The organism is Pseudomonas sp. P39-UII1 (assembly GCF_039672635.1).
Taxonomy (GTDB): domain Bacteria; phylum Pseudomonadota; class Gammaproteobacteria; order Pseudomonadales; family Pseudomonadaceae; genus Aquipseudomonas.
Genome location: NZ_JBDFPP010000013.1, coordinates 131147 through 155576 on the forward strand (window position 1 = coordinate 131147; position 24430 = coordinate 155576).

General features: G+C 63.8%; 22 protein-coding genes. 7 read left to right on the forward strand and 15 right to left on the reverse strand.

Going from position 1 to position 24430, the window contains the following annotated elements; all coding sequences use genetic code 11:
* The 4 genes from mutL to ABEH27_RS17695 are packed head-to-tail and all read right to left on the reverse strand — an operon-like array spanning position 1 to position 4662.
* Positions 1–1899: a DNA mismatch repair endonuclease MutL gene (gene mutL, locus ABEH27_RS17680; RefSeq protein WP_346614811.1), complete on the reverse strand. Its 1899-nt coding sequence runs from the start codon at positions 1897–1899 to the stop codon at positions 1–3.
* A complete protein-coding gene (locus ABEH27_RS17685; RefSeq protein WP_346614812.1) occupies positions 1896–3329 on the reverse strand; it encodes an N-acetylmuramoyl-L-alanine amidase in 1434 nt (477 codons plus the stop codon). Before ABEH27_RS17685 ends, mutL begins: the two co-directional genes overlap by 4 nt.
* A gap of 11 nt (positions 3330–3340) precedes the next feature.
* Complete coding sequence (gene tsaE / locus ABEH27_RS17690) at positions 3341–3814, reverse strand: tRNA (adenosine(37)-N6)-threonylcarbamoyltransferase complex ATPase subunit type 1 TsaE (RefSeq protein WP_346614813.1); 474 nt, start codon at positions 3812–3814, stop codon at positions 3341–3343.
* The gene (locus ABEH27_RS17695) at positions 3802–4662 is read right to left on the reverse strand and encodes an NAD(P)H-hydrate dehydratase (protein WP_346614814.1); all 861 of its coding nucleotides are present in this window, start codon (positions 4660–4662) and stop codon (positions 3802–3804) included. Before ABEH27_RS17695 ends, tsaE begins: the two co-directional genes overlap by 13 nt.
* A 65-nt stretch (positions 4663–4727) precedes the next feature.
* Between ABEH27_RS17695 and queG the strand changes: the two genes are divergently transcribed.
* Positions 4728–5792, forward strand: a complete 1065-nt coding sequence (gene queG, locus ABEH27_RS17700) for a tRNA epoxyqueuosine(34) reductase QueG (RefSeq protein ID WP_346614815.1) — start codon at positions 4728–4730, stop codon at positions 5790–5792.
* Positions 5793–5841: 49 nt separating this feature from the next.
* Here queG and ABEH27_RS17705 read toward each other — a convergent pair whose 3' ends face one another.
* Positions 5842–6453: a trimeric intracellular cation channel family protein gene (locus ABEH27_RS17705; RefSeq protein WP_003249516.1), complete on the reverse strand. Its 612-nt coding sequence runs from the start codon at positions 6451–6453 to the stop codon at positions 5842–5844.
* A 91-nt stretch (positions 6454–6544) separates the two neighbouring features.
* Complete coding sequence (orn, locus tag ABEH27_RS17710; RefSeq protein WP_346614816.1) at positions 6545–7087, reverse strand: oligoribonuclease; 543 nt, start codon at positions 7085–7087, stop codon at positions 6545–6547.
* Positions 7088–7228: 141 nt separating this feature from the next.
* Here orn and rsgA point away from each other — a divergent pair, with 141 nt between their 5' ends.
* Complete coding sequence (rsgA, locus tag ABEH27_RS17715; RefSeq protein WP_346614817.1) at positions 7229–8260, forward strand: small ribosomal subunit biogenesis GTPase RsgA; 1032 nt, start codon at positions 7229–7231, stop codon at positions 8258–8260.
* A gap of 113 nt (positions 8261–8373) precedes the next feature.
* Positions 8374–8853: a molecular chaperone Tir gene (locus ABEH27_RS17720; RefSeq protein WP_346614818.1), complete on the forward strand. Its 480-nt coding sequence runs from the start codon at positions 8374–8376 to the stop codon at positions 8851–8853.
* Positions 8854–8885: 32 nt separating this feature from the next.
* On the opposite strand, the gene motB is transcribed toward ABEH27_RS17720, so the two are convergent.
* Positions 8886–9929 (reverse strand): flagellar motor protein MotB, encoded by a 1044-nt coding sequence (motB, locus tag ABEH27_RS17725; protein ID WP_346614819.1) that lies wholly within the window; start codon positions 9927–9929, stop codon positions 8886–8888.
* A gap of 3 nt (positions 9930–9932) precedes the next feature.
* On the reverse strand, positions 9933–10784 hold the full coding sequence (gene motA, locus ABEH27_RS17730; RefSeq protein WP_346614820.1) for a flagellar motor stator protein MotA: 852 nt from the start codon (positions 10782–10784) through the stop codon (positions 9933–9935).
* A gap of 130 nt (positions 10785–10914) precedes the next feature.
* Here motA and ABEH27_RS17735 point away from each other — a divergent pair, with 130 nt between their 5' ends.
* From ABEH27_RS17735 to asd, 3 genes are read left to right on the forward strand one after another with little or no spacing between them, the layout of a single operon-like run.
* Positions 10915–12450 carry an HDOD domain-containing protein gene (locus ABEH27_RS17735; protein WP_346614821.1) on the forward strand — a complete coding sequence of 512 codons (1536 nt, stop codon included), beginning with the start codon at positions 10915–10917 and terminating at the stop codon, positions 12448–12450.
* A gap of 44 nt (positions 12451–12494) precedes the next feature.
* Positions 12495–13304, forward strand: a complete 810-nt coding sequence (locus ABEH27_RS17740; RefSeq protein WP_346614822.1) for a rhodanese-like domain-containing protein — start codon at positions 12495–12497, stop codon at positions 13302–13304.
* Between the two features lie 9 nt (positions 13305–13313).
* Complete coding sequence (gene asd, locus ABEH27_RS17745) at positions 13314–14177, forward strand: archaetidylserine decarboxylase (protein WP_346614823.1); 864 nt, start codon at positions 13314–13316, stop codon at positions 14175–14177.
* A 51-nt stretch (positions 14178–14228) separates the two neighbouring features.
* On the opposite strand, the gene serB is transcribed toward asd, so the two are convergent.
* A complete protein-coding gene (gene serB / locus ABEH27_RS17750; protein WP_346614824.1) occupies positions 14229–15443 on the reverse strand; it encodes a phosphoserine phosphatase SerB in 1215 nt (404 codons plus the stop codon).
* Between the two features lie 135 nt (positions 15444–15578).
* Here serB and ABEH27_RS17755 point away from each other — a divergent pair, with 135 nt between their 5' ends.
* Positions 15579–17045 carry a histidine kinase gene (locus ABEH27_RS17755; RefSeq protein ID WP_346614825.1) on the forward strand — a complete coding sequence of 489 codons (1467 nt, stop codon included), beginning with the start codon at positions 15579–15581 and terminating at the stop codon, positions 17043–17045.
* Positions 17046–17196: 151 nt separating this feature from the next.
* Here ABEH27_RS17755 and ABEH27_RS17760 read toward each other — a convergent pair whose 3' ends face one another.
* From ABEH27_RS17760 to ABEH27_RS17785, 6 genes are all read right to left on the reverse strand, one after another.
* Entirely contained in the window at positions 17197–17907 is a 711-nt protein-coding gene (locus ABEH27_RS17760; protein WP_346614826.1) for an ABC-type transport auxiliary lipoprotein family protein, read from the reverse strand.
* Between the two features lie 175 nt (positions 17908–18082).
* Positions 18083–20341 (reverse strand): DNA topoisomerase IV subunit A, encoded by a 2259-nt coding sequence (gene parC, locus ABEH27_RS17765; protein WP_346614827.1) that lies wholly within the window; start codon positions 20339–20341, stop codon positions 18083–18085.
* Between the two features lie 10 nt (positions 20342–20351).
* Positions 20352–20870, reverse strand: a complete 519-nt coding sequence (locus ABEH27_RS17770; RefSeq protein ID WP_346614828.1) for a TIGR02281 family clan AA aspartic protease — start codon at positions 20868–20870, stop codon at positions 20352–20354.
* Complete coding sequence (locus ABEH27_RS17775) at positions 20867–21853, reverse strand: esterase-like activity of phytase family protein (RefSeq protein ID WP_346614829.1); 987 nt, start codon at positions 21851–21853, stop codon at positions 20867–20869. The genes ABEH27_RS17770 and ABEH27_RS17775 overlap by 4 nt, the downstream gene beginning before the upstream one ends.
* On the reverse strand, positions 21850–23754 hold the full coding sequence (gene parE / locus ABEH27_RS17780) for a DNA topoisomerase IV subunit B (protein WP_346614830.1): 1905 nt from the start codon (positions 23752–23754) through the stop codon (positions 21850–21852). The genes ABEH27_RS17775 and parE overlap by 4 nt, the downstream gene beginning before the upstream one ends.
* A gap of 35 nt (positions 23755–23789) precedes the next feature.
* Positions 23790–24398, reverse strand: coding sequence for a YqiA/YcfP family alpha/beta fold hydrolase (locus ABEH27_RS17785; protein WP_346614831.1), 609 nt, complete (start codon positions 24396–24398; stop codon positions 23790–23792).
* Between the last annotated feature and the right edge of the window lie 32 nt (positions 24399–24430).

Below are 24430 nucleotides of genomic sequence, written 5' to 3' on the forward strand. Positions count from 1 at the left end.
TCATCGACCGCGCAGGAAAAGTTTGTCCAGGTCGTCCAGGCCCATCTGGGTCCAGGTCGGTCGGCCATGGTTGCACTGGCCGCTGCGTTCGGTGTTTTCCATGTCGCGCAGCAGGGCGTTCATCTCGGGGATGGCCAGGCGCCGGTTGGCGCGCACGGCGCCGTGGCAGGCCATGGTACCGAGCAGTTCGTTCAGGTGCGCCTGAATGCGATCGCTGGTGCCGTATTCCATCAGGTCGGCGAGCACGTCCTGCACCAGGCGATTGGCTTCGGCCTGCTTCAACAACGCCGGAATCTGCCGGATCGCCAGGGTCTCGGGGCCCAGACGCTGAAGTTCGAAGCCCAGGCGCTGGAACCACTGGGCGTGCTCCTCGGCGCAATCGGCCTCGCGCTGGCTCAGCGCCAGCGATTCGGGCACCAATAACGGCTGGCCGCTCAAGCCCTCGCTGGCCATCGCCACCTTGAGCCGCTCATACATGATGCGCTCGTGAGCGGCGTGCATGTCCACCAGCACCAGGCCGATAGCATTCTCGGCAAGGATGTAGATGCCCTTGAGCTGGGCCAGCGCATACCCCAGTGGCGGGATGTCGCCCTGGCTCTCCGGCAATGCGGAAGCTACAGCCGCGCCATCATTCAGCGGCTTGTAGAACTCGCGATAGACTGCCTGCGTTTCGGCCGCCGGCAGTGGCTGCGACGGGCGTGGGGTGTACTGATACTGGTACCCCGCGCCGCTACCGCCGTTGGAAATCGAATGCTGGGGCGCGCGGGGCTGTTCGAGCACCGGCGAGGCCAGGCGCATTTCACCTTGCGGGCCAAATTCACCAGCCTGTTGCCCGGTCGGGCGGACGATCTCGGTTGCCGCGGCGGGCGCGGCCTGATGGTCTTCCGGGCGGACGTCGGCCAGGGCACGGTGCAGGGTGCCATACAGAAAGTCGTGAACCGAACGGCCTTCACGGAAACGCACTTCGTGCTTGGTCGGGTGCACGTTGACGTCGACACCATTGGGTTCGAGTTCGAGGAACAGCACGAAGGTCGGGTGACGGCCGTTGAACAGCACATCGCGGTAGGCCTGACGCACGGCATGAGCGACCAGTTTGTCGCGCACTGCACGGCCGTTGACGAAGAAGTACTGCAGGTCTGCCTGGCTGCGCGAGAACGTCGGCAGGCCGACCCAACCCCACAGGCGCAGGCCGTTGCGTTCAACGTCGATCGGCAGTGCCTGCTCCATGAAGCCTGCACCGCAAATGGCGCCGACGCGCCGCGCGCGTGCCATTTCGTCGTGGGCTTCGTGCAGGCTGAGGATGCTCTTGCCGTTGTGGCGCAGGTGGAAGCCGACATCGAAACGGGCCAGGGCCAAGCGCCGGATGACTTCCTGCAGGTGATCGAATTCGGTTTTTTCGGCCTTGAGGAACTTGCGCCGGGCCGGGGTATTGAAGAACAGGTCACGCACTTCCACCGAAGTACCGACCGGATGCGCCGCAGGCTGCACACGCGGGGTCATGTCGCGGCCTTCGGTTTCCACCTGCCAGGCCTCGCCGGCACTGGCAGTGCGCGAGGTCAGAGTGAGGCGCGCCACCGAGCTGATCGAGGCCAGTGCCTCACCGCGAAAGCCCAGGCTCAGTACGCCTTCGAGGTCTTCCAGTTCACGGATCTTGCTGGTGGCGTGACGGGCCAGGGCCAATGGCAGGTCGTCGGCGGAAATGCCGCTGCCATCGTCACGCACCCGCAGCAGCTTGACGCCACCCTGCTCCACTTCGACATCGATGCGCCGGGCGCCGGAGTCGAGGCTGTTCTCCAGCAACTCCTTGGCCACCGAAGCCGGGCGCTCGACCACCTCACCGGCGGCAATCTGGTTGGCCAGCCGCGGGCTGAGCAGCTGGATGCGCGAACCACCACTCATTGTTGCGAGGCCAGGGTGGTGGCGGGAATATCGAGGTGCTGGCCGACTTTCAGCTCATCGGTCTTGAGGCTGTTGGTGTTGCGCAGGCTGGCCACGCTCACCTGGTAGCGCACGGCAAGCATCGCCAGGGTCTCGCCTGGGCGCACGGTGTGTTCACGCGGGCCCTGGGCGATCTTGCCGCTGTCGCGCAGCCAGGCGATGTAGGTGCCAGGCGGCGGGTTCTGCTGGAAGTATTGGCGCACACCGGTGTGGATCGAGCGGGCCAAGGCCTGCTGGTGGCTGCGGGTGGCCAGCTTGGCAGCTTCACTGTTGTTGGAAATGAACCCGGTTTCGACGAGGATCGACGGAATGTCCGGCGACTTGAGCACCATGAAGCCTGCCTGCTCGACACGCTGCTTGTGCAGCGACGTGACGCGGCCCATGTTGCCCAGCACTTTTTGCCCGACATTGAGGCTGGAACTGAGCGTCGCGGTCATCGACAGGTCGAGCAACACGCCCGCGAGCATGCGGTCCTTGTCGTCGAGGCTGACGTTACCGGCACCACCGATCAGGTCGGAACGGTTTTCGGTGTCGGCCAGCCAGCGCGCGGTCTCGGAGGTCGCGCCACGGTCGGACAAGGCAAACACCGAGGCGCCAAAGGCGGCCCGCGACGGCGCGGCGTCAGCGTGAATGGAGATGAACAGGTCTGCACCCTTCTTGCGGGCGATCTCGGTGCGCTTGCGCAGCGGAATGAAGTAGTCACCGGTCCGCGTCAGCTCGGCACGGTAGCCCTTCTCGGCACTGATCTGGCGCTGCAGTTCCTTGGCGATCTGCAGCACGATGTCTTTTTCGTGCTGGCCGCGCGAGCCCGAGGCACCAGGGTCCTCGCCGCCATGACCGGCGTCGATGGCGACGACGATGTCACGCTTGCCGCTCGGCACAGGTGGCAGCTTGATCGCTGGCTGGGCCGGTGAGACCGGCACCGCAGGTGTGGTCGCCGGGGTTTGCACAGGCGTTGGTGGTGCTACCGGCGCCGTGGCCGCAATGGCGTCGGCCTCCTGGTCGTACAAATCGACCACCAGGCGATTGCCGTATTGGGCATTGGGCGCCAGGGTGAAGCTCTTCGGCGTAACCGACTTTTTCAGGTCGACCACCACGCGCAGGTCGGTGGGCGTGCGCTGGGCGGAGCGCACGCTGCTGATTGGCGTGTTGGAGGTGGACACGTTCAGCGGCGCGCCCAGGGTCGCGCCATTGATGTCGATGACCAGGCGATCGGGTGCGCTGAGGGTGAAAACACTATGCTGCACGGGGCCAGACAGGTCGAAGACCAGCCGCGTGTTGTCCGGTGCGCGCCACAGGCGCACGCTCTTGACTTGAGTGACGGCCAGAGCGTCAACGGTCACCGCTGTCAGCAGCAGCCCAACGACAGCGACCAGTGCGCGTATGCGCATACCTACCCCACTTACTGTTTATAGTGTTTGGCCAATGCAGTGCACCAGGCCTCGCCGCGAGCCCCCTGCGGCGAAAGGATCAGCGAGCGTCCGCCCGCTTGGGGGCTTATGGTAATGGTCAGGTCAGGCTTTGGCAAAACGCCCGCGCCCTTTTCTGGCCACTCGAACAAGCACAGCGGGTCGCCCTCGAAGTAGTCACGAATCCCCATGAACTCCAACTCCTCCGGATCGACCAGGCGATACAGGTCGAAATGGTAGGCGCGCACCTCGCCGATTTCGTAGGGTTCGACCACGGTGAAGGTCGGGCTTTTCACCGCACCGGTATGGCCAAGGCCACGAATCAGCCCTCGGGAAAGCGTAGTCTTGCCCGCGCCCAGGTCACCTTCGAGAAAGATCACGCCGCGACCGCCGGTCACTTCGGCCAGTGATGCACCGAATTTCACCGTGGCGTCTTCATCGGCCAGAAACAGGGTTATGCCAGACACGCAGAATGCTCCTCCAACAACTCACGAATGACCGGCGCCAGATCACTGGCCGCCAAGCCTCTACCTTTGACTCCCAGCCGCTCGCCCGCACAGGCGTGCAACCACACCCCAAGGCCAGCGGCTTGCCAGGCATCCAGCCCCTGGGCCAACAACGCTGCCAGCACACCGGTAAGCACATCGCCGAACCCGGCCCCGGCCATTGCCGGGTGGCCGCGTTGGCACAGCGCCAGCTGGCCGGCCGGGTCGGCAACCAGCGTACCGGCCCCCTTGAGCACGCAAACACTGGCATAGCGGCGCGCCAGCTTGCGCGCGGCGCCCGGCCGATCAGCCTGTACTGCCTCGGTGGAAATGCCCAGCAACCGCGCGGCCTCTCCCGGGTGCGGGGTGAGGATACTGCCGCTGGGCAAGGCCAATGGGGCACGCGCCAGCAGGTTGAGTGCATCGGCATCCCACACCTGTGGCCGCTCGGCATTGGCCACCGCGGACAACAGGCTACGCCCCCAGGCGGCCTGGCCCAGGCCAGGGCCGACCACCAGCACCGAGGCACGCTCCAGCACGCCCATCAGCTGGTTGGCCGAATTCACGCCCAGGCACATGCTTTCGGGCAGTCGCGTCAAGCCCGCAGCAACGTGCTCGGGGCGGGTCGCCACGCTGACCAGCCCAGCGCCGCAGCGCAACGCGGCCTCTGCGCTGAGCAGTACCGCGCCACCGGTACCCAGGTCGCCACCCACCACCAGCACATGGCCGAAGTCGCCTTTGTGGGCGTGCGGATGGCGGGCAGGCAGGCGCGCGACGGTGACGCTGCTGAGCAGTTGCGGGTTTTGGCTTGGGTGTTTGGTCTGCGGCATGGGGTCAAAGGCTCCAATGTCTGGCAGAATTATACGCACCTGAGCCCGTATTGCCTTGCCCATCCATGTCTGCTTGCACACTTGACCTCGCCGCACTGGCCCAATCGATCAAGATCTGGGGCCAAGAACTCGGTTTTGCCCACGTCGGCATCGCCGGGGTGGACCTTGGCGAGCACGAAAAACATCTGCAGCGGTGGTTGGCTGCCGGCTACCAGGGCGAAATGGAATACCTCGCCGCCCATGATGGCAAACGTGCGCACCCCGACCAGTTGATCCCCGGCACGGTACGGGTGGTTTCGCTGCGCATGGACTACCTGCCGGGCGACACGCAGATGGCGCAACGCCTGGCCCAGCCAGAAAAAGCCTACGTGTCGCGCTACGCCCTCGGCCGCGATTACCACAAGCTGGTGCGTAAACGCGTGCAGCACCTGGCCGATCGCATCCAGGAAGATATCGGCCCATTCGGTTACCGCGCCTTCGTCGACAGCGCCCCGGTGCTGGAGAAAGCGATTGCCGAGCAGGCCGGGCTGGGCTGGATCGGCAAGAACACCCTGCTGCTCAATCGCAAGGCCGGCAGTTACTTTTTCCTGGCCGAACTGTTTGTCGACTTGCCGCTGCCGGTGGACGAAGCACATACCAGCGAGCACTGCGGGCGCTGTGAGGCCTGCCTGGACATCTGCCCGACCAAGGCATTCGTCGGGCCCTACGTGCTCGATGCCAGGCGCTGTATTTCCTACCTGACCATCGAGCTCAAGGGCGCGATTCCCGTCGAGCTGCGCGGCATGATGGGCAATCGGGTGTTCGGCTGCGACGACTGCCAGATCGTCTGCCCGTGGAACCGCTTCGCCCGCCCGACCCAGGAGGGTGACTTCCAGCCGCGGCACGGGCTGGAAAATGCTGAACTGGCCGAGATGTTCCTGTGGGACGAGAAGACCTTCCTGCGCAAGACCGAGGGTGGGCCGTTGCGGCGGGCGGGGTATGAGCGGTGGTTACGCAACCTGGCCGTAGGCTTGGGCAATGCGCCCTCGACCATTCCGGTGCTGGAGGCCTTGAAGGCGCGGCGGGAAGACCCGTCGGAGCTGGTGCGCGAGCATGTCGAGTGGGCGCTGGCCAGGCACGGGGTTGATTAACGACTTCACACGCTGAAGCCGCTCCTACAGGCTATCGGGCGCCTGAATGCTACTGCTGGTCGTTGTAGTGAAACTTTGGCATTTCCCAATGGAAGCGAATCGCCAGCAAGCGCACCAGAAACCCGCCAAACAGGGTCAGCAGCATGGCCTGCTCGGCCGGCACCTTGAAGTACACGCACCCCAGGTAGAACCACGCCGCCGCAAACGATACGCTGGCATACAGCTCACGGCGGAACACCAACGGGATGTCGTTACAGAAGATGTCCCGCAGGATCCCGCCGAACACCCCGGTGATCACGCCGCTGATCGACGCCACCAGCATGCCCTGCCCCATCTCCAGCGCAGTCATGCAGCCGATCAGGGTAAACGCCACCAGCCCCAGGGCATCCAGCACCAGGAACAGCGAGCGCAGGCGGCGCATCATGGGTGCGATGAAAATCGTCAACAGCGCAGCGAAGCTGGTCAGCACCAGGTATTCCGGGTGCTTAACCCAGGTCAGCGGGTAGTGCCCGAGCAGCACGTCGCGCACCGAGCCGCCCCCAAGGGCGGTGACGCAGGCAATCAGCACCACGCCAAACCAGTCCATGCCGCGACGGCCGGCAGACAAGGCGCCGGTCATGGCTTCGGCGGTAATGGCGATAAGGTAGAGCATCAACAACATGGCGCGGGTCCGTGCGAGAAAGGCGCGCAGTCTAACCAGTTGCCCCAGGCACCAAAAGAGGGCGCCACGACAATATCTGCGCGCTTTCGGCTCACACCTTGATGAAGTGCTCGCGGTAGTGGCGCAGTTCGGCGATCGACTCGCGGATATCGTCCAGCGCCAGGTGGGTGCTGCCCTTCTTGAAGCTGTCACGCACGTCCGGCGCCCAGCGCGCAGCCAACTCCTTCACGGTGGAGACGTCGAGGTTGCGGTAGTGGAAGTAGTTTTCCAGGTTACGCATGTGGCGATAGAGGAAGCGGCGGTCCTGGCAGATGCTGTTGCCACAGATCGGCGACTTGCCTTTCGGTACCCATTGCTCCAGGAACGCGATGGTCTGCGCTTCGGCCTCGGCCATGCTCACCTGGCTTTCGCGCACACGCTGGGTGAGCCCCGAACCGCCGTGGGTGCGGGTGTTCCACTCGTCCATGCGGGCCAGCACTTCGTCACTGTGGTGAATGGCGATCACCGGCCCCTCGGCCAAGGTGTTCAGTTCGCTGTCGGTGACGATGGTGGCCATCTCGATGATGACGTCGTTGTCCGGGTCCAGGCCGGTCATTTCCAGATCGATCCAGATCAGGTTCTGTGGGTTCTGCATGAAGAGGCTCCTCGTATAGGCCGTCATAGTAGCCTAGCGGCAGAGTGCCGCGCATTCCCGGCGCGAAGGTAACCAGAATGGTCAGCCGCCCACCGTGCTAAACTGCCTGCCGATTTCATTCTGCCCCACCACGGAACATTCATGGCCAAACGCCAGCTCAACCGCCGCCAGAACTGGCGCATCGAAAAGATCCAGAACGAACGCGCCGCGCGCGCCGCCAAACGCGAGCAGCATGCGCTGCAGGAGCTGGAGGGTGGTGACCTGGGGCCCGAACAACTGGGCCTGGTGATCGCGCACTTTGGTGTGCAGGTCGAGGTCGAAGCTCAGGACGGCGACGTTGCAGGCCAGGTGTTCCGCTGCCACCTGCGCGCCAACCTGCCGGCGCTGGTTACCGGCGATCGTGTGGTCTGGCGGGCCGGCAACCAAGGCATCGGCGTGATCGTCGCGCAGATGCCACGCACCACAGAGCTGTGCCGGCCGAACAACCACGGCCAGCTCAAGCCGGTGGCGGCCAACGTCGACCTGATCGTGATCGTCTTCGCACCGGCGCCCGAACCGCACCCGAACCTGATCGACCGCTACCTGGTTGCTGCCGAGCACGCTGGCATTCGCCCGCTGCTGCTGCTGAACAAGGCCGACCTGATCAACGACGAGAATGGCCCGGCCCTGCAGGCGCTGCTCGAGGTCTATCGCGACCTTGGATATCCGCTGCTGGAAGTTTCTGCTCACCACGGTGATGGCATGCAACGCCTGCAACAGATGCTGGACGGCCACATCAGCGTGTTCGTCGGCCAGTCCGGTGTGGGCAAGTCGTCCCTGGTCAATAGTCTGCTGCCTGCCGCCGACACCCGGGTCGGCGACCTGTCCGAATGGTCGGGCCAGGGCACGCACACCACCACCACCGCACGCCTGTACCACTTCCCCAACGGCGGCGACCTGATCGACTCGCCGGGTATCCGCGAATTCGGGCTCGGCCACGTCAGCCGTGATGACGTCGAGGGTGGCTTCATCGAGTTCCGCGACCTGTTCGGCACATGCCGCTTCCGCGACTGCAAGCATGATCGCGAGCCAGGTTGCGCGCTGCTCAAGGCACTGGAAGACGGCCGCATCAAGCAACAGCGCATGAACAGCTACCGCTCGATCATCGCCAGCCTGCCAGAAGACGCCTACTGATCTGTAGGAAACATTACCGGGGCGCGTAGGATCGCTCCGGTTTCACCGTCGTCTATTGCCCCGCCTGCTGCTTTCCCTGATGGTCATTACATCTATCAGGGAGGGCAACCGCGATGCCGGTTTTCATCAGCTACCGCCACGAGCAGCGGCTTGACGCCTTCATCCTCAATGAGCGCCTGCTGCTCGAAGGCATTCCCGCCCAGCTGGTCCTGTTCGACAGCCCAGGGCAGACCAGCGAAGACTTGTATGGCAGCTTCTGCCAACAGATGGGTAATGCGACCCACTGGATCGGCCTGCTCCCAGCCTGCATTGCGGCAGACTGGTGGACGCCCTGGCTGCTGGGCACCGCGGTCATGGCCACCCGGCGCGTGGTCTTCTACCAGGGCGATGGCGGCACGTTACCCGAATGGTTTGGCAAATGGCCGGTGATGCGCGAGCGCGCACATATCGACCTGTTCGTGCGGGCTTATCACGATGAGTGCACGTTCGAGCGGGCGATGGTGTTGCCGACAGGGCGTGGAAGCTGCACCGACAGGGACAATGCAGACTTCTTCCATGCCGACCTGAAGGCCAAGATCCGGCGGGGGTTTTGAATGCATCGGGGCCGCAAAGCGGCCCCGAGCGGTTACTGGTCCTTGGCCTCGTCCATCTTCAAGGTACCGTCCTCGAAGATGTTCAGCTTCTGGCGCAGTTCACGCGGCTGCATCGGTGCATCGCCCGCACCGGGGGCCGCCGAACCCCCTGGGGCAGCAGCACCAGGTGCGCCACCGGCAGGCGGCGCAGCCTGGCTCGGCTGAGCAGCCGGGGCCTCCGGCGTGCCCTGTTCGCCCTCGATGTTGCGCTGGGCCTTCTTGGTCAGGACGATGATATCGATACGGCGGTTGACCGGGTTGAACGGGTTCTTGCGGTCGAACAGCGACGACGAGGCATAACCCACCACCCGCGCCACCTGGTCGTCCGGGTAGCCCCCGGCAACCAGCGCACGGCGCGCAGCGTTGGCGCGGTTGGCCGACAGCTCCCAGTTACCGAACTCACCACTGCCCGAATAGGGTTTGGCGTCGGTATGGCCACTGATGCTGACCTTGTTCGGCACCGCCTTGATGGTGTCGGCCATGGCCAGCAGGATGTCCTCGAAGTACGGCTGCAGGCGAGCACTGCCGATGTCGAACATCGGCCGGTTCTCGGCGTCCATGATCTGGATGCGCAGGCCGTCCTGGGTGATCTCGAACAGAATCTGGTCCTTGAACTTCTGCAGTTGCGGGTTTTCGTCGACCTTGTTCTGCAGCTCCTGCAGCAGCAATTCGAGGCGCTCGCGCTCAACCTGCTCGGCCATGGTCTCGACCTGATCCTTGTTCAGCTGGATGCTGGTATCAGGTTTTTGCTCGGACTGCTGCTCCGGGTTGATGGTCTTCTCCGGGGCGAGCTCTGGCGAGCCACCCAGGTCGATCACATAGGGGGTTCCGCTCTCGGAGAAGCCGATCGGGTCCTTGAAGTAGCCGGCAATGGCGATCTTCTGCTCAGGCGTGGCAGTGGACATCAACCACAGCACCAGGAAGAACGCCATCATCGCCGTGGCGAAGTCGGCGAAGGCGATCTTCCAGGCGCCGCCATGGTGCCCGCCACCGAAGCGCTTGACGCGCTTGATGATTATCGGCTGGTTGTTTTCCATGGCTTAGCGACCGCGAACTGCTTGTTCCAGCTCGGCAAAGCTCGGGCGGTGCTTCGGATACAGCACCTTGCGCCCGAACTCGACGGCCAGCGAAGGCGGCATGCCGGAGGCCGAGGCTACCAGCGAAGCCTTGATCGACTCGTAAAGGTTGATTTCTTCCTTGGCGTCGTGCTCCAGGCACTTGGCCAACGGGCCGAAGAAGCCATACGCCGCAAGAATACCGAAGAAGGTACCGACCAGGGCCGCACCTACGTGCATGCCGATGGCCGCCTGGTCGCCCTCACCCAGCGAAGCCATGGTCACCACGATACCGAGTACTGCCGCGACAATACCGAAACCGGGCATGCCGTCGGCAATGCCCGTGACCGCGTGCGACGGGTGCTCGAGCTCTTCCTTCATGCTCAGCAGTTCCATGTCGAACAGGCCTTCGAGCTCGTGGGGCGCCATGTTGCCGGTGGACATGATGCGCAGGTAATCGCAGATGAATGCGGTCATGCGCTCATCGCCCAGCACGGCAGGGTATTTAGCGAAGATCGGGCTGGCCGCAGCGTCTTCGATATCGCTCTCGATCGCCATCATGCCTTCACGACGGCTTTTGTTGAGGATCTCGTAAACCAGGCCCAGTACTTCGAGGTAGAAGGTATGGGTGAAGCGCGAGCCGAACATCTTCATCGACTTCTTGATTACATGCATAGTCATGTAACCAGGGTTGGCCTGCATGAAAGCGCCAAAGGCTGCACCGCCGATGATCAGCACTTCAAACGGCTGAATCAGTGCCGCGATCTTGCCGTGGGAGAGCACATATCCGCCGAGCACGCTCGCGAATACGACGATGATGCCGATAATTTTAGCCATAGGTTCAAAGCACTTGCTGTCGTGGTCAGGGTGAGGGACGGGAGCTTTAAAACTCTTCTTCTACTTATCGGCAGATCTGCGCCAGACTATAGCCACTCAATGCGAAAAGCCAGTTCGGACTGATGTCAAAATGCCAATGGAATCCAAGGTGCCCACTCAGAATCCGCGTACGCTAGAGGCCTGGGTAAAGCTGCTCGACGGTATTCGCGTACCGGTGCCGAAGCAGAGTTACGACCGGGTCATGAGCGCCATCAACGATAGCCGCCGCTCACTGCGGGACATCGCCGAACTGATGCAGGACAGCCCAGCACTGGTGCTGTCGGTGATGCGCGAGGCCAATCACCCGGCCAATGCCAGCCAGGCCGAACCCGCCGAAAGCCTGGAAATCGCCCTCAATCGCCTGGGCCTGGCGCGCACCCGCGAACTGCTTACCCGCTTGCCAGCCCTGCCGGACCACGATATCCCGCCGGTGCTGCGCCAGTTCCTGTTGATCAGCCAGCACGCTTCGCAGCAGGCCAGCGGCCTGTTCGCCAGCCGCCTGGCGCGGCTGTGGCAGGAAATTCACTGGGGCAGCCTGCTGTTCCTGTCGCCGTTGTGGCCGATGGCGCTGGCCTATCCGAAGCTGCTCGACGCCTGGGAGCTGCGTGTCATCCACAAGGGCGAAGAGGCCGCAGAGGTGGAGCTGGAACTGTTCGGCGTGCGCATCATGGCGCTGTGCCAAGCCATGGCCGAACACTGGCGCCTGTCGCAATGGGTCACCCAGGGCTACCGCCTGTTGCTGGAAGAACGTGAACAGCTGGGCCAGATCCTCAGCATCGCCCGTGACGGTGACCTGCTGAGCCAGCAGCACCGCCTGGACGAAGCCCCCGCCCTGAGCCGCTGGTTCAACCAGCCAGCCAATACCGTGCTGCTGGCCAACAACCTGGCCCTGGCGGCCCAGGTGGGCTGGGACAACCCGCACCTGCTGCGCTGGCAACTGCTCACCGCGCTGTACCTGCAGACCTCGCTGGAGGACGTGCAACAGCAGGTCCACCAGCAGGCTGCCGCCAGTGCCCGACGCCACGCCAGGCACGCCCTGTTCCACCCCGCCGAAGCCTTGATCTGGCCCTGGCACCAGCGCCGCCCGCACCCCGACATGATCACCCCACCACCACCCTCCAGCGAGGCGCTGGGCCAGTGGCGCAAGCTGTGCCAGGAACTGCTGGCCAAGCCCAGCCCCTTTACCAATACCGTGCACCTGGCTACCCAGGCCCGCGAGGCGTTGCTGGCCTGTGGCATGCAGCGCATCATGCTGCTGACGCTGGACAGGGCCAACGACGCCCTGCGCGTACAGCAAACCGCCGGCCTGCCCAAGGAAGCCGAAGCCATCGCCTTGCCCATCCCGCAGAACAAGCTGCTGCAGAAGCTGGTAGGCCAAGCCGCGCAATTGCGCCTGACGCCAGAAAACCATGCCCAACTTTCGGCCTTGATGCCGGCCCCGCTGCGCGCTTTCTTCCGCAGCGAACACCTGCTGTTGCGCTCAATGGCAGTAGGTGACCAGGTGCTGATGCTGGCGGTGGCCGACCAGGGCGGCAAGCCGCTGGCCGATGTCAGCGTGCAAGCGTTTGGCAAAACCGCGCAATGTATCGAGCGTGCGCTCGCTGTGTTTGCCAACCGCAATGCCTGACCCTTGCGCTACAATCGCACCTCTTTCCACACTGGAGACCGTGGATGACTGATTTTGCCGGACTGCCGCTGGTGATCGAGCCTGCGGACCTGCTGCCGCGCCTGGGTTCGCCCCAGCTGATCCTGGTCGACCTGAGCAGCGCCAACCGCTATGTCAGCGGGCATATTGCGGGCGCGCGCTTCGTCGAGGGCAAACGCACCCAGCTGGGCCTGCCTCCAGCGCCTGGGCTGCTGCCGGCGCTGGCTGACCTGGAAAAACTGTTCAGCGAGCTCGGTCACCGCGACGACGCCGTCTACGTAGTCTACGACGATGAAGGCGGCGGCTGGGCCGGGCGCTTCATCTGGATGCTCGATGTCATCGGTCACCCGCACTACCACTACCTCAATGGCGGTATCCAGGCCTGGCCGGCAGACAAGCTGGTGACCGAAGTACCAGCGCCAGCCAATACGCCTGTGCGCTTGCACCTGCACGGCGAGCCGACCGCCACCCGCGAATACCTGCAAAGCCGCCTGGGCGCCGACGACCTGGTGATCTGGGATGCCCGTGGCCCACAGGAATTCAACGGTGAAAAAGTCCTGGCCGCCAAAGGCGGGCATATTCCCGGCGCGATCAACTTCGAGTGGACCGCTGGCATGGACCTCAACGACCACCTGCGCATCCGCCAGGACATCCAGCAAGTCCTCCTGCAACTGGGCATCACCCCCGACAAGGAAGTGATCACCCATTGCCAGTCACACCGCCGCTCCGGTTTCACTTACCTGGTGGCCAAGGCCCTCGGCTACCCACGCGTCAAGGCTTACGCCGGCTCGTGGAGCGAATGGGGCAACCACCCGGACACGCCTGTAGAAGTCTAAGGAACCTGCATGAAATCCCGTTTGTTCATCATCAGCCAGTACCTGCTGCCGCACCACCTGCTGTCGCGGCTCGCCGGCTGCGTTGCCGAGTGCCGCGCACGCTGGTTCAAAAACGCCTTCACCGCCTGGTTCGCCAAGCGCTACCAGGTGAACATGAACGAGGCACTGGTCGAAGACCTGACCGCCTACGAGCACTTCAACGCGTTCTTCACCCGCGCCCTGAAGCCAGGCGCGCGCCCGCTGGACGAAACCCCGGGCGCCATCCTCTGCCCGGCCGACGGTGCCGTGAGCCAGCTGGGCCCGATCGAGCACGGTCGTATCTTCCAGGCCAAGGGCCACAGCTTCAGTGCCCTGGAGCTGCTCGGCGGCGACCCGGCCCTGGCTGCACCGTTCATGGGCGGCGAGTTCGCCACCATCTACCTGTCGCCGAAAGATTACCACCGCGTGCACATGCCGCTGGCCGGCACCCTGCGTGAGATGGTCTACGTGCCTGGGCGGCTGTTCTCGGTCAACCAGACCACGGCGGAAAACGTCCCTGAGCTGTTTGCCCGCAACGAGCGCGTGGTGTGCCTGTTCGACACCGAGCGTGGCCCGATGGCTGTTGTACTGGTCGGCGCGATGATCGTGGCCTCGATCGAGACCGTGTGGGCTGGCCTGGTCACGCCGCCGAAGCGTGAGCTGAAAACCTTCCGCTACGACGAAGGCAGCCGTGCACCCATTCACCTGGAAAAAGGTGCGGAGCTGGGCCGCTTCAAGCTGGGCTCCACGGCCATCGTGCTGTTCGGGCCGGAGCAAGTGAAGTGGGCTGAAAACCTGGGTGCAGGTTCGGCAACCCGCATGGGTGAGCTGCTGGCGGTGCCTGCGCAGGCCTGATTGCCTGGTAGAGACAGTTGGGGCCGCTATCGCGGCCCCTTTTGTTTCAGCTCAACCGCGGGCGTCGCGGTCGCGCAGCCCCAGCAGATACAACACACCATCCAGGCCCAAGGTCGAAATGGCCTGCTTGGCCGACTGGCGTACCAGCGGCTTGGCACGGAATGCCACACCCAGGCCGGCCAGCGAGAGCATCGGCAGGTCGTTGGCACCATCACCCACGGCAATGGTCTGCTCCAGCTGCAGCCCCTCCTCATTCGCCAGCTGCTGCAGCAGCTCAGCCTTGCGCTGGGCGTCGACGATTGGCTCGATGGCCACGCCGGTCACCTTGCCGTCGACCACTTCCAGCTCGTTGGCGAACACATAATCGATGCCCAGGCGCGCCTGTACCTGCTTGGCAAAGTAGGTGAAGCCACCGGACAGGATTGCCGTCTTGTAGCCCATGCGCTTGAGTTCGGCGAACAGGTTTTCGGCACCTTCGGTCAGGCGCAAGGAAGCACCGATCTGGTCCAGCACGCCGACATCCAGGCCTTTGAGCAGCGCCATGCGTTCCTTGAAGCTGGCGCGGAAGTCGAGCTCGCCGCGCATCGCCCGCTCGGTAATGGCCGACACCTGCTCGCCGACACCCGCCGCCTTGGCCAGCTCATCGATCACCTCAGCCTCGATCAGCGTCGAGTCCATATCGAACACGGCCAGGCGGCGATTGCGACGGAACAGGTCGTCTTTCTGGAAGGCGATGTCGATGTTCAGCGCTTCGGACAACGCGAAGAAGTCGGCGCGCAGCGCCTGGGCATCGCTTGGCTCGCCGCGCACGGAAATTTCCAGCGCCGCCTTGCCTTTGTCACCCTGGGCATCCAAGGCAACACGGGCAGACAGACGCTCGATACGCTCGATGGTCAAACCATACTCGCTGATGACCGCGCTCACGCGCTGCAGCTGCTCGGGGGTGATCTTGCGGCTGAGCAAGGTGGCGATGTAGCGCGGGTCACCCTGGCCATCGGCCCAGTGCTGGTAGTCCGCTTCGGAAATCGGCGTGTAGCGGGCCTGCAAATTCAGCTCGTGGGCCTTGGATTGCACGCTTTGCAGCAGGCTGGTGGCCACTTCGTTATCCGGGATATCGACCAGAATGCCGAACGACAAAGTGCCGTGCATGACCGCCAGGCCGATGTCGAGGATGTTCACACCGCCCTGGAGCAGGACGCCGGTAATTGCGGCAGTGAGACCGGGGCGGTCCTCACCGGTGATGTTGATCAGGACGATTTCGCGCACAACCTGGCTCCGACTTCGATGAAAAATGCGCATTCTACCGATTTTCCGTGACCATCGGGCGCCAACGATACTTTGCCGACAAAACTCTGATCGCTATACTGCGCAACACTTTCATGCCATTAAGAGCCGCGCTCTGTGAACCGGCCCACGCCCGTCAAACCAGACAACTTCTTCCTCATGATCTTCCGTGCCCTGCGCCAACGTCGCGTTCCACTGGCACTGCGCATCGCCAGCACCAATATATTCCTGGTGGCGCTGGCGCTGGTGATCTATGCCTGCGTAATGGGCCTGCAGTTCAAGCAGGCCATGCACGAGCAGGCGGATGCCCTTGGCCAGAGCCTGACCACCCAGACCGCCACCTCGGCGACCGAGCTGCTGGTGTCCAACGACATCCTCAGCCTCAACGTGCTGCTGGGCAACCTGGTGAAGAACCCGCTGGTGGCCCATGCGGCCATCTACAGCGTGGATAACCGCATCCTGGCCGAGGCCGGGCAGCGGCCGCGCAATAGCCTGCTGGGGGAAGCTGAAGGTCTGTACCAGACCAAGATCACCTTCCAGGACGTGACTGCCGGGCAACTGCGCATCAGCCTGGACATGAGCCAGTTCCAGCAGCCGATGCTGATCAGCCTGCAAAGCATGGGCATTCTTGCCGCGATCCTGCTGGCACTGGCGTTGAGCCTGAGCCTGCGCCAGGGCCGCCACATCACCCTGCCGCTGCTGCAGCTGCGGGTATGGCTGCGTGATCCGCACCCGTACACCCCGGCGACTGATCGCCAGGATGAGATCGGCGATATCGCTCGCCAGCTGCATGCCCGCCTGGCCCCGCCGCCGCCCCCGGAGCCTGAGCCGGAGGAAGAACACGAAGAGGACGAATTCGACGACCTGCACGAGGTTGCGGCGCCCGTTAAAGCTGCGCCACGCGCCAAGGTTACCGCCCTGGCCGAAGATGAAGACGACGACGAGGCTTTTGCCGGCCTGCTGGACAACGAAGAACCCGCGCCTAAAGCAGCTGTGGTCGAGTCCGACGAACCTCAGCACTCTGCAGTGCTGGCCGTGCAGCTGGGCTCCCAGGAACAACTGCGCCGCCTGCCGCGCACCCGCCTGACCGAGCTGCTAGAGCGTTACCGCGACTGCCTGGAACAGGCCGCATCGCTGTATGAAGGCGAGACCTACACGCTCAACGATGGCAGCACACTGGTGTTGTTCCACAGCCGCGACTGCGGCGAGGACTACCTGACCAATGCGATCTGCTGCGGCGAGCTGTTGCGCGCCCTGGGCCATGCCCTGCAGATCGAGGTGGCGGACAGCGGCATCACCCTGCAACTGCAACTGGGCCTGGCTTTGGGTGGCGACCTGCATGGCTTGGAGCAGGTTGACCTGCTGATGACGGAAAAGGCCCAGGATGCCCTGGCGCTGTCCCAGCACAGCCGCAATCTGTTGCTGGTGGAGCGGCAGATCAGCGATGACGCACTGATTCGTCAGCGCGCTCGCATTCGGCCGATTGCCAGCCCTGAGGGGGCCTGCTGTGTGGAGCGGTTGATGGAGCCTTACCCGTCAATGCTGGAGCGGCAGCTGGCGCGCATGCACGAGCGCCGGGCCTAGCCCCGAGCTGCCCTCAATGCCGGCAAGCCGGCTCCTACAAGAATCTGCAGCGCTGCAGACATGGTGGGAGCCGGCTTGCCGGCGATGAGGCCACCACAAGCCCACAAAAAAGCCCGCACATGTGCGGGCTTTTTCTTATCTGGACTAACCGTCAGAACCGATAGACTTCCATATCGGTACGGATCGGTGAAGCCATCGGGATCTTCGACTTCTCTGGCGCTTTCTTGACCTGAACCGGTGCAGCGGGCTTCTTGGGTGCCTCATCGGCAATCGCAGGCTGATTGGCGAGCGGCTTGACCGCACTGCTCAACTGCTCTGCCAGCTTCTGCAGCAGCTTGCCTTGGGCCTGCACCTGCGACGACTCGCTACCTTCATGCGGTTGCTCGAGGTGAACGATGCGGTTGTCACGCACATGGCCGCGGCGGTCGAGCAAACGCCATTGGGCGTCTAGAATGGCCGGCTGGTTCTTGCCCGAGTCCAGGCGGGTGATCGACAGCAATACCTGCACGTCAGGCGAGAAGCCGGTGCTGGCGGGGGCCAGGACTACGCGCTGGCTGTCCAGCCGCCAGGCCAGCTGGCGAACCAGCAGCTGGTCGATGTCTGCCGACAGGCTACCCGCCCAACGACCGTCCGTCGCTGAACTCAGGCTGCCATCAGTCTGACGCTGCAAAAAGGTTTCGCGCTGAAGGTAATCGGCGACCGACACCGGGCCGAGCACCACGGCCATGCCCGCACTCTGTGAAGGCTGGCCAGGATCACCGCTGTCGAGCTGATACAGGGCAACCGGCTGATGCATGCTGCATCCGCTCAGCCCCAGCAAGCCCGTCATCAACAGCGCAAATGGAAGGCGCAGAAATTTCATTCATCCCATCCAGGCGGTCGCCACCAGGCTAACCGCAGTGATACTGATATAGATTCAATCGGGCACACAGCCACGCTGGCTCCGAAGGGGCACTATCATCCGCGAAATATCGGTCCGACTCCAGCATTTCTGCCTGGAACGGCGCTGAAATTGCCGTTCCAGACATTTCACTCGGTTACGCCGGACCTTCCACCTGCAACCCGTCGACGCGCTGGAACCCGCGTGGCAGCTTGCTGCCGCGCCGGCCGCGCTCACCTTTGTAATGCTCAAGGTCGTCTGGTTTCAGAGACAGGGTACGCTTGCCAGCTTGCAAAACAAGTGTCGCGCCCTCGGCGATTACGGCCAAATCTGTAACATATTCTTCACGACTGGCGACCCGATCACCGGGCACACCGATGATCTTGTTGCCCTTGCCTTTACCCAGCTGTGGCAGGTCGGCCACCTTGAACACCAACAAGCGGCCTTCGGTGGTCACTGCCGCCAGCCAGTCCTGTTCACGGTTGGCCACAGGCCTCGGGCTGATGACTTTGGCGCCGTTCGGCAGGCTGAGCAGCCCTTTGCCGGCCTTGTTCTTGGCCTGCAGGTCCTCACCTTTGACCACGAAGCCGTAACCGGCGTCGGAAGCCACCACATACAACGCATCATCCTCAGGCAGCAGCACGCACTCGAAGGTCGCCCCCGGTGGCGGCGTCAAGCGCCCGGTCAGCGGCTCGCCCTGGCCACGTGCCGACGGCAGCGTGTGCGCTGCCACCGAATAGCTGCGGCCGGTGGAGTCGATCAGCACGGCGAACTGGTTGGAACGCCCAGCTGCTGCCGCTTTGAAACCATCCCCCGCTTTGTAGGAAAGGCCTGTGGCATCGATGTCATGGCCTTTGGCACAGCGTACCCAGCCTTTTTCCGACAGCACGACAGTGACCGGCTCGGTCGGCATCAGCTCGTTTTCTGACAATGCCTTGGCTTCGCTGCGCTCGACGATCGGCGAACGGCGGTCGTCGCCGTAAGTCTCGGCGTCCTTGATCAGTTCGCTGCGTACCAGCTTGCGCAGCTTGGCATCGCTGCCGAGCAGGGCCAGCAGTTTGGCCTGCTCCTTGAGCAGCTCGTCCTGCTCGCCGCGGATTTTCATCTCCTCCAGGCGGGCCAACTGACGCAAACGCGTTTCAAGAATGTAATCGGCCTGGATTTCGGTCAGGTCGAAACGGGCGATCAGGGCCTGCTTGGGGTGTTCCTCAGTGCGGATGATGTGGATCACTTCATCCAGGTTGAGGAATGCGGTGAGCAAGCCTTCCAACAGGTGCAGGCGCTTCTCGACCTTTTCCAGGCGGTGCTGCAGGCGACGACGAACGGTACCAATCCGGTACTGCAGCCACTCCAGCAGCAAGGCGCGCAGGTTTTTCAGCTGCGGCCGACCATCCAGGCCGATGATGTTGACGTTGACCCGGTACGTGCTTTCCAGCTCGGTGGTGGCGAACAGGTGCTGCATCAGCTCGTCGGCATCCACCCGGTTGGAGCGCGGAATGATGACGATGCGGCAGGGGTTTTCGTGGTCCGATTCATCACGCAGGTCGGCGACCATCGGCAGCTTCTTGGCCTGCATCTGCGCGGCAATCTGCTCCAGCACCTTGGCCCCGGAGACCTGGTGTGGCAAAGCAGTAACGACGATGTCGCCATCTTCCACCCGGTACACGGCGCGCATGCGGATCGAACCACGGCCGCTTTCGTAGATCTTGAGGATCTCGGCCCGCGGCGTGATGATCTCGGCTTCGGTCGGGTAGTCCGGCCCCTGAATATGCTCGCACAACTGCTCGAGGGTGGCCTTGGGCTCGTCGAGCAGGCGCACGCAGGCGCTGGCGACCTCACGCAGGTTGTGCGGTGGCACGTCGGTAGCCATGCCCACAGCGATGCCAGTGGTACCGTTGAGCAGGATGTTCGGCAGGCGCGCCGGCAACACTGCAGGCTCCTGCAGCGTGCCATCGAAGTTCGGCACCCAGTCCACGGTGCCCTGGCCCACTTCGCTCAGCAGCACTTCGGAATAGCGAGACAAGCGCGCTTCGGTGTAACGCATGGCGGCGAACGACTTCGGGTCGTCCGGCGCACCCCAGTTACCCTGGCCGTCCACCAGGGTGTAGCGGTAGCTGAACGGCTGCGCCATCAGCACCATGGCTTCGTAGCAGGCCGAATCGCCGTGGGGGTGGAATTTACCAAGCACGTCACCGACGGTACGCGCCGACTTCTTGTGCTTGGCATCGGCATCGAGCCCCAACTCACTCATGGCATAGACGATGCGTCGCTGCACAGGCTTCAGGCCGTCGCCGATATGCGGCAGGGCCCGGTCCATGATCACGTACATGGAGTAGTTGAGGTAGGCCTGTTCGGTGAAGTCAGCCAGCGAACGGCGTTCGACGCCGTCGAGGCTGAGTTCCAGTGGGTCGCTCATGCGGGCCTCGTTATTTCAGGTTCTGGCGCAGCAGCATGGTGCCGCCGCGCTGGGTAAATTCAAGTTGTTTCAGCGCGCTCATGCCGAGCAGCACGGTCTGCCCATCCAGCCCCGGCACCACCAGCGCACGCACGCCCTGCAGGCGAATGTCGCCCAGTTGCAGGCTGTCCAGCCGGGTGCGGTAGCCTTCGGTACGGCCGTTGGCGGTACTGAGGATGACCGGGCTGCCACGTTGCAGGTCGAGCTCACGGGCCAGCACCTCGGGGATCGCCACATCGGTGGCGCCGGTGTCGAGCATGAAGTGCACAGCCTTGCCATTGATCGCACCGTCAGCCACGAAGTGGCCTTGGCCATTGCTCAACAGCCGCACCTCGATGAAGCCTTCGCCGTGTGCCGACTGCACCTGGGTATTGGGGTTGCGTTCACGCGCCTCCCACTCACCGAAAAAGCGCGTGGCCAGGAACATCGCCGCTGCCCAGGCAAGGACCATCAGTACCCTGCCCGCACGCTTGCCCGGCGGCTGGCTCATGGCTTGGCGCTCCAGCCGCCTTCGGGCGCTGTGAAGCGCCAGACCACCGGCCGGCTTTCGCCATCGGCCCGGTCACCGTTATTGTTGTCCAGGCCGATCCAGGCACCCTTGGCATCGATGACCAGCGCTTCGGCGAGGCCGAACGGCTGATCGTAGCGGCGCTCGGGCACCAGCGCTTCGGCGGCAAACGACCAGCAGCGCTCGACCTTGCCGCTGTCGGCATCACGCCGGCAAATGCGGTAGGCATTGCGTTCGAGGGTGAACAGCTTGCCTTCGAACCAGGCCAGGTCGGCAAAATCACGCGAAAGCGCACGGGCATTGGGCATTTGCGGCGGTTGCATTTCGACGCCGGCCTCGCTCAGCAGCACGCAACTGCGCCCGCAGGTCCACACCGATTGCTGGCGCTCTATCTTCACCAGGCCGCGACGCTCGCGCTCGGCCGCCAGCCACAGGCGGTCACCCTGCGGGTTGATCGCCAGGCCTTCGAACAAGGCGTTGAAGTGCAGCAGCATGCCGCTGGCACGGGCCTGGCGAATCATCGCCGGGTCGATTTTCAGCCAGTCCGGCTCGCCGTCTACCGGCAGTTGCAGCACCGCCGCATGGGCCTCGCTGACCAAGTAGATAGTGCCGGCCTGGTCGCAGGTAATGCCTTCATAATCCAGCTCGCCGCCGCGGATGTACGACACCGCCCAGTTGCGCGACTTCAGCCCCCAGGGCAAGCCGCTTTCCGGCACCGGTGGCGGGGTGAAGGTCAGAGGCTGGGCGCGCCATACCCCGTTCTGCTGATCAAAGCGGTAGATACGGTCGTCATCACGGTCGGAAACACCCCACAAGGCGCCCCGGCACAAGGCCAGGCCCGAGAGGTTACCGCCGCGCATGCCATCGATCGGGTGCCCGGACGCCAGCTTCAGCTCCGGCCAGTTGCCTGCCAGGCTCGGCAGGGCAACCAGCGCAAGGAAAAAGGCGGCAAGCAGACGAATCAAACCATGACCTCAGCCAGGTTACCTTTAGTCTCCAGCCAGCTCTTGCGGTCACCGGCGCGTTTCTTGGCGAGCAGCTTGTCCATCAGCTCGCAGGTGGCTTCGACGTCTTCCAGGGTCAGCTGGACCAGGCGCCGCGTGTTCGGGTCCATGGTGGTTTCGCGCAGCTGCGGCGGGTTCATCTCGCCCAGGCCTTTGAATCGGGTGACCTGTGGCTTGCCGCGCTTCTTCTCGGCCACCAGGCGGTCGAGGATGCCGTCACGCTCCGGCTCGTCCAGGGCGTAGTAGATTTCCTTGCCCAGGTCGATGCGGTACAGCGGCGGCATGGCGACGTAGACGTGGCCGGCCTCGACCAACGGGCGGAAGTGCTGAACGAACAGCGCGCACAGCAAGGTCGCGATGTGCAGGCCGTCGGAGTCGGCGTCGGCGAGGATGCAGATCTTGCCGTAGCGCAGCTGCGACAGGTCGACAGCGCCTGGGTCGACGCCGATGGCCACGGCGATGTTGTGCACCTCTTGGCTGGCCAGAACTTCGCCACCGTCCACTTCCCAGGTGTTGAGGATCTTGCCGCGCAGCGGCAGGATTGCCTGGAATTCCTTGTCCCGCGCCTGCTTGGCCGAACCACCGGCAGAATCGCCCTCGACCAGGAACAGCTCGGCGCGCATCGGGTCTTGCCCGGCGCAGTCGGCCAGCTTGCCCGGCAGTGCCGGGCCCTGGGTGACGCGCTTGCGCTCGACCTTCTTGCTGGCCTTGAGGCGACGGCCGGCGTTGCTGATGGCCAGTTCCGCCAACTGCATGCCCAGTTCAGGGTGCGCGTTGAGCCACAAGCTGAAAGCGTCCTTGACCACACCGGAAACGAACGCCGCGGCCTCGCGGGAGGACAGGCGCTCTTTGGTCTGCCCGGAGAACTGCGGCTCCTGCATCTTCATAGAAAGGACGAAGGTAATGCGTTCCCAGACGTCTTCCGGCGCCAGCTTGACCCCGCGCGGCAACAGGTTGCGGAACTCGCAGAACTCGCGCATGGCATCGAGCAGGCCTTGGCGCAGGCCGTTGACGTGAGTACCACCCTGGGCGGTGGGGATCAGGTTGACGTAGCTTTCCTGAACACTGTCGCCGCCTTCGGGCAGCCACAGCAGGGCCCAGTCCACGGCCTCCTTGTTACCGGCCAGGCTGCCGCAGAACGGCTCGTCAGGCAGGCGCAGGTATTCACTGACCGAGTCGACCAGGTAGGAACGCAGGCCGTCCTCATAATGCCACTCGACTTTCTCGCCGCTGGCCTTGTCCTCGAAGCTGACCAGCAGGCCCGGGCACAATACGGCCTTGGCTTTGAGCACATGCTTGAGGCGGCTGATGGAAAACTTCGGCGAATCGAAATACTTGGGGTCGGGGCTGAAGTACACGCTGGTACCGGTGTTGCGCTTGCCGACCGTGCCGACCACTTCCAGTTCACTGGCCTTGAAGCCGTCGGCGAAGGTCATCTGGTACTCGTTGCCGTCACGTTTGACGCGCACGCGCACCTGGGTCGACAGGGCATTGACCACCGAAATGCCAACACCGTGCAGGCCGCCGGAGAACTGGTAGTTCTTGTTGGAGAACTTGCCGCCGGCGTGCAGTTTGGTGAGGATCAGCTCGACGCCCGACACGCCCTCTTCGGGGTGGATATCCACCGGCATGCCGCGGCCGTCGTCGCTGACCTCCAGCGAGTGGTCGGCATGCAGGATGACCTGCACCGAACGCGCGTGGCCAGCCAGGGCTTCGTCGACACTGTTGTCGATGACTTCCTGGGCCAGGTGGTTCGGCCGGCTGGTATCGGTGTACATGCCCGGCCGTTTGCGGACCGGGTCAAGGCCGGAGAGGACTTCGATGGCGTCTGCGTTATAGGCGCTAGCGCTGGGATTGGCCATGGGTTCTCGTCGTCAGTCTGGTGAATGCAAAAAGATCAAAATACAGAAAAGTCGAGCGCTGCATACTGCCCCCGGGCAACCCCGGCAAAGGCCAGCAGCGCGGGAATCTGCCGTGCAAAGCCCTGGTAGCTGTGGTCGCCTCCGGCCTGGATGCGCAGCGCGCAGGCACGGTAGTAATGCTCGGCGTGGCGATAGTCCAGGGTTTCATCGGCCGTCTGCAACCATACTTGATATCGGCCGGCATCCGTGGGGGCGGGCACTTCCAGCTCGGCCAGGGCCTGGACGTGGTCGTGGGTCAGCTCCCAGGTTTCGTCGGTGTAGTGGTTGCGCTGCGTGCCCAGGTAACCGTCGAACAGCTTGTGCGGCGTGACCGCCGGGTTGATCAGCAGCGCCTTCAGGCCATGGCGCTCGGCCAGCCAGGTGGCATAGTAGCCGCCGAGCGAACTGCCCACCAGCAAGGGGGCGCCCAACTCGGCGATGGCTGCTTCAAGCTGTGCGATGGCCTGGCGCGGGTGATGGTGCAGGGCGGGGACGCGCAACTGGTCCGCAAGGCCTAGCTGCTGCATCACAGCTTCGAGCTGACGCGCCTTGGTGGAGAGCGGTGAGCTGTTCAAGCCATGGATATAGAGGATGGAACCCGACATGCTGCCCCCGAAATCTGTGGCTTCGCGCCCAA

Coding starts and splice junctions, on each gene's coding strand:
- mutL (WP_346614811.1), bottom strand. CDS start 1,899: ATGAGTGGTGGTTCGCGCATCCAGCTGCTCAGCCCGCGGCTGGCCAAC.
- ABEH27_RS17685 (WP_346614812.1), bottom strand. CDS start 3,329: ATGCGCATACGCGCACTGGTCGCTGTCGTTGGGCTGCTGCTGACAGCG.
- ABEH27_RS17695 (WP_346614814.1), bottom strand. CDS start 4,662: ATGCCGCAGACCAAACACCCAAGCCAAAACCCGCAACTGCTCAGCAGC.
- queG (WP_346614815.1), top strand. CDS start 4,728: ATGTCTGCTTGCACACTTGACCTCGCCGCACTGGCCCAATCGATCAAG.
- ABEH27_RS17705 (WP_003249516.1), bottom strand. CDS start 6,453: ATGTTGTTGATGCTCTACCTTATCGCCATTACCGCCGAAGCCATGACC.
- orn (WP_346614816.1), bottom strand. CDS start 7,087: ATGCAGAACCCACAGAACCTGATCTGGATCGATCTGGAAATGACCGGC.
- rsgA (WP_346614817.1), top strand. CDS start 7,229: ATGGCCAAACGCCAGCTCAACCGCCGCCAGAACTGGCGCATCGAAAAG.
- ABEH27_RS17720 (WP_346614818.1), top strand. CDS start 8,374: ATGCCGGTTTTCATCAGCTACCGCCACGAGCAGCGGCTTGACGCCTTC.
- motB (WP_346614819.1), bottom strand. CDS start 9,929: ATGGAAAACAACCAGCCGATAATCATCAAGCGCGTCAAGCGCTTCGGT.
- motA (WP_346614820.1), bottom strand. CDS start 10,784: ATGGCTAAAATTATCGGCATCATCGTCGTATTCGCGAGCGTGCTCGGC.
- ABEH27_RS17735 (WP_346614821.1), top strand. CDS start 10,915: ATGCCAATGGAATCCAAGGTGCCCACTCAGAATCCGCGTACGCTAGAG.
- ABEH27_RS17740 (WP_346614822.1), top strand. CDS start 12,495: ATGACTGATTTTGCCGGACTGCCGCTGGTGATCGAGCCTGCGGACCTG.
- asd (WP_346614823.1), top strand. CDS start 13,314: ATGAAATCCCGTTTGTTCATCATCAGCCAGTACCTGCTGCCGCACCAC.
- ABEH27_RS17760 (WP_346614826.1), bottom strand. CDS start 17,907: ATGAAATTTCTGCGCCTTCCATTTGCGCTGTTGATGACGGGCTTGCTG.
- parC (WP_346614827.1), bottom strand. CDS start 20,341: ATGAGCGACCCACTGGAACTCAGCCTCGACGGCGTCGAACGCCGTTCG.
- ABEH27_RS17770 (WP_346614828.1), bottom strand. CDS start 20,870: ATGAGCCAGCCGCCGGGCAAGCGTGCGGGCAGGGTACTGATGGTCCTT.
- parE (WP_346614830.1), bottom strand. CDS start 23,754: ATGGCCAATCCCAGCGCTAGCGCCTATAACGCAGACGCCATCGAAGTC.
- ABEH27_RS17785 (WP_346614831.1), bottom strand. CDS start 24,398: ATGTCGGGTTCCATCCTCTATATCCATGGCTTGAACAGCTCACCGCTC.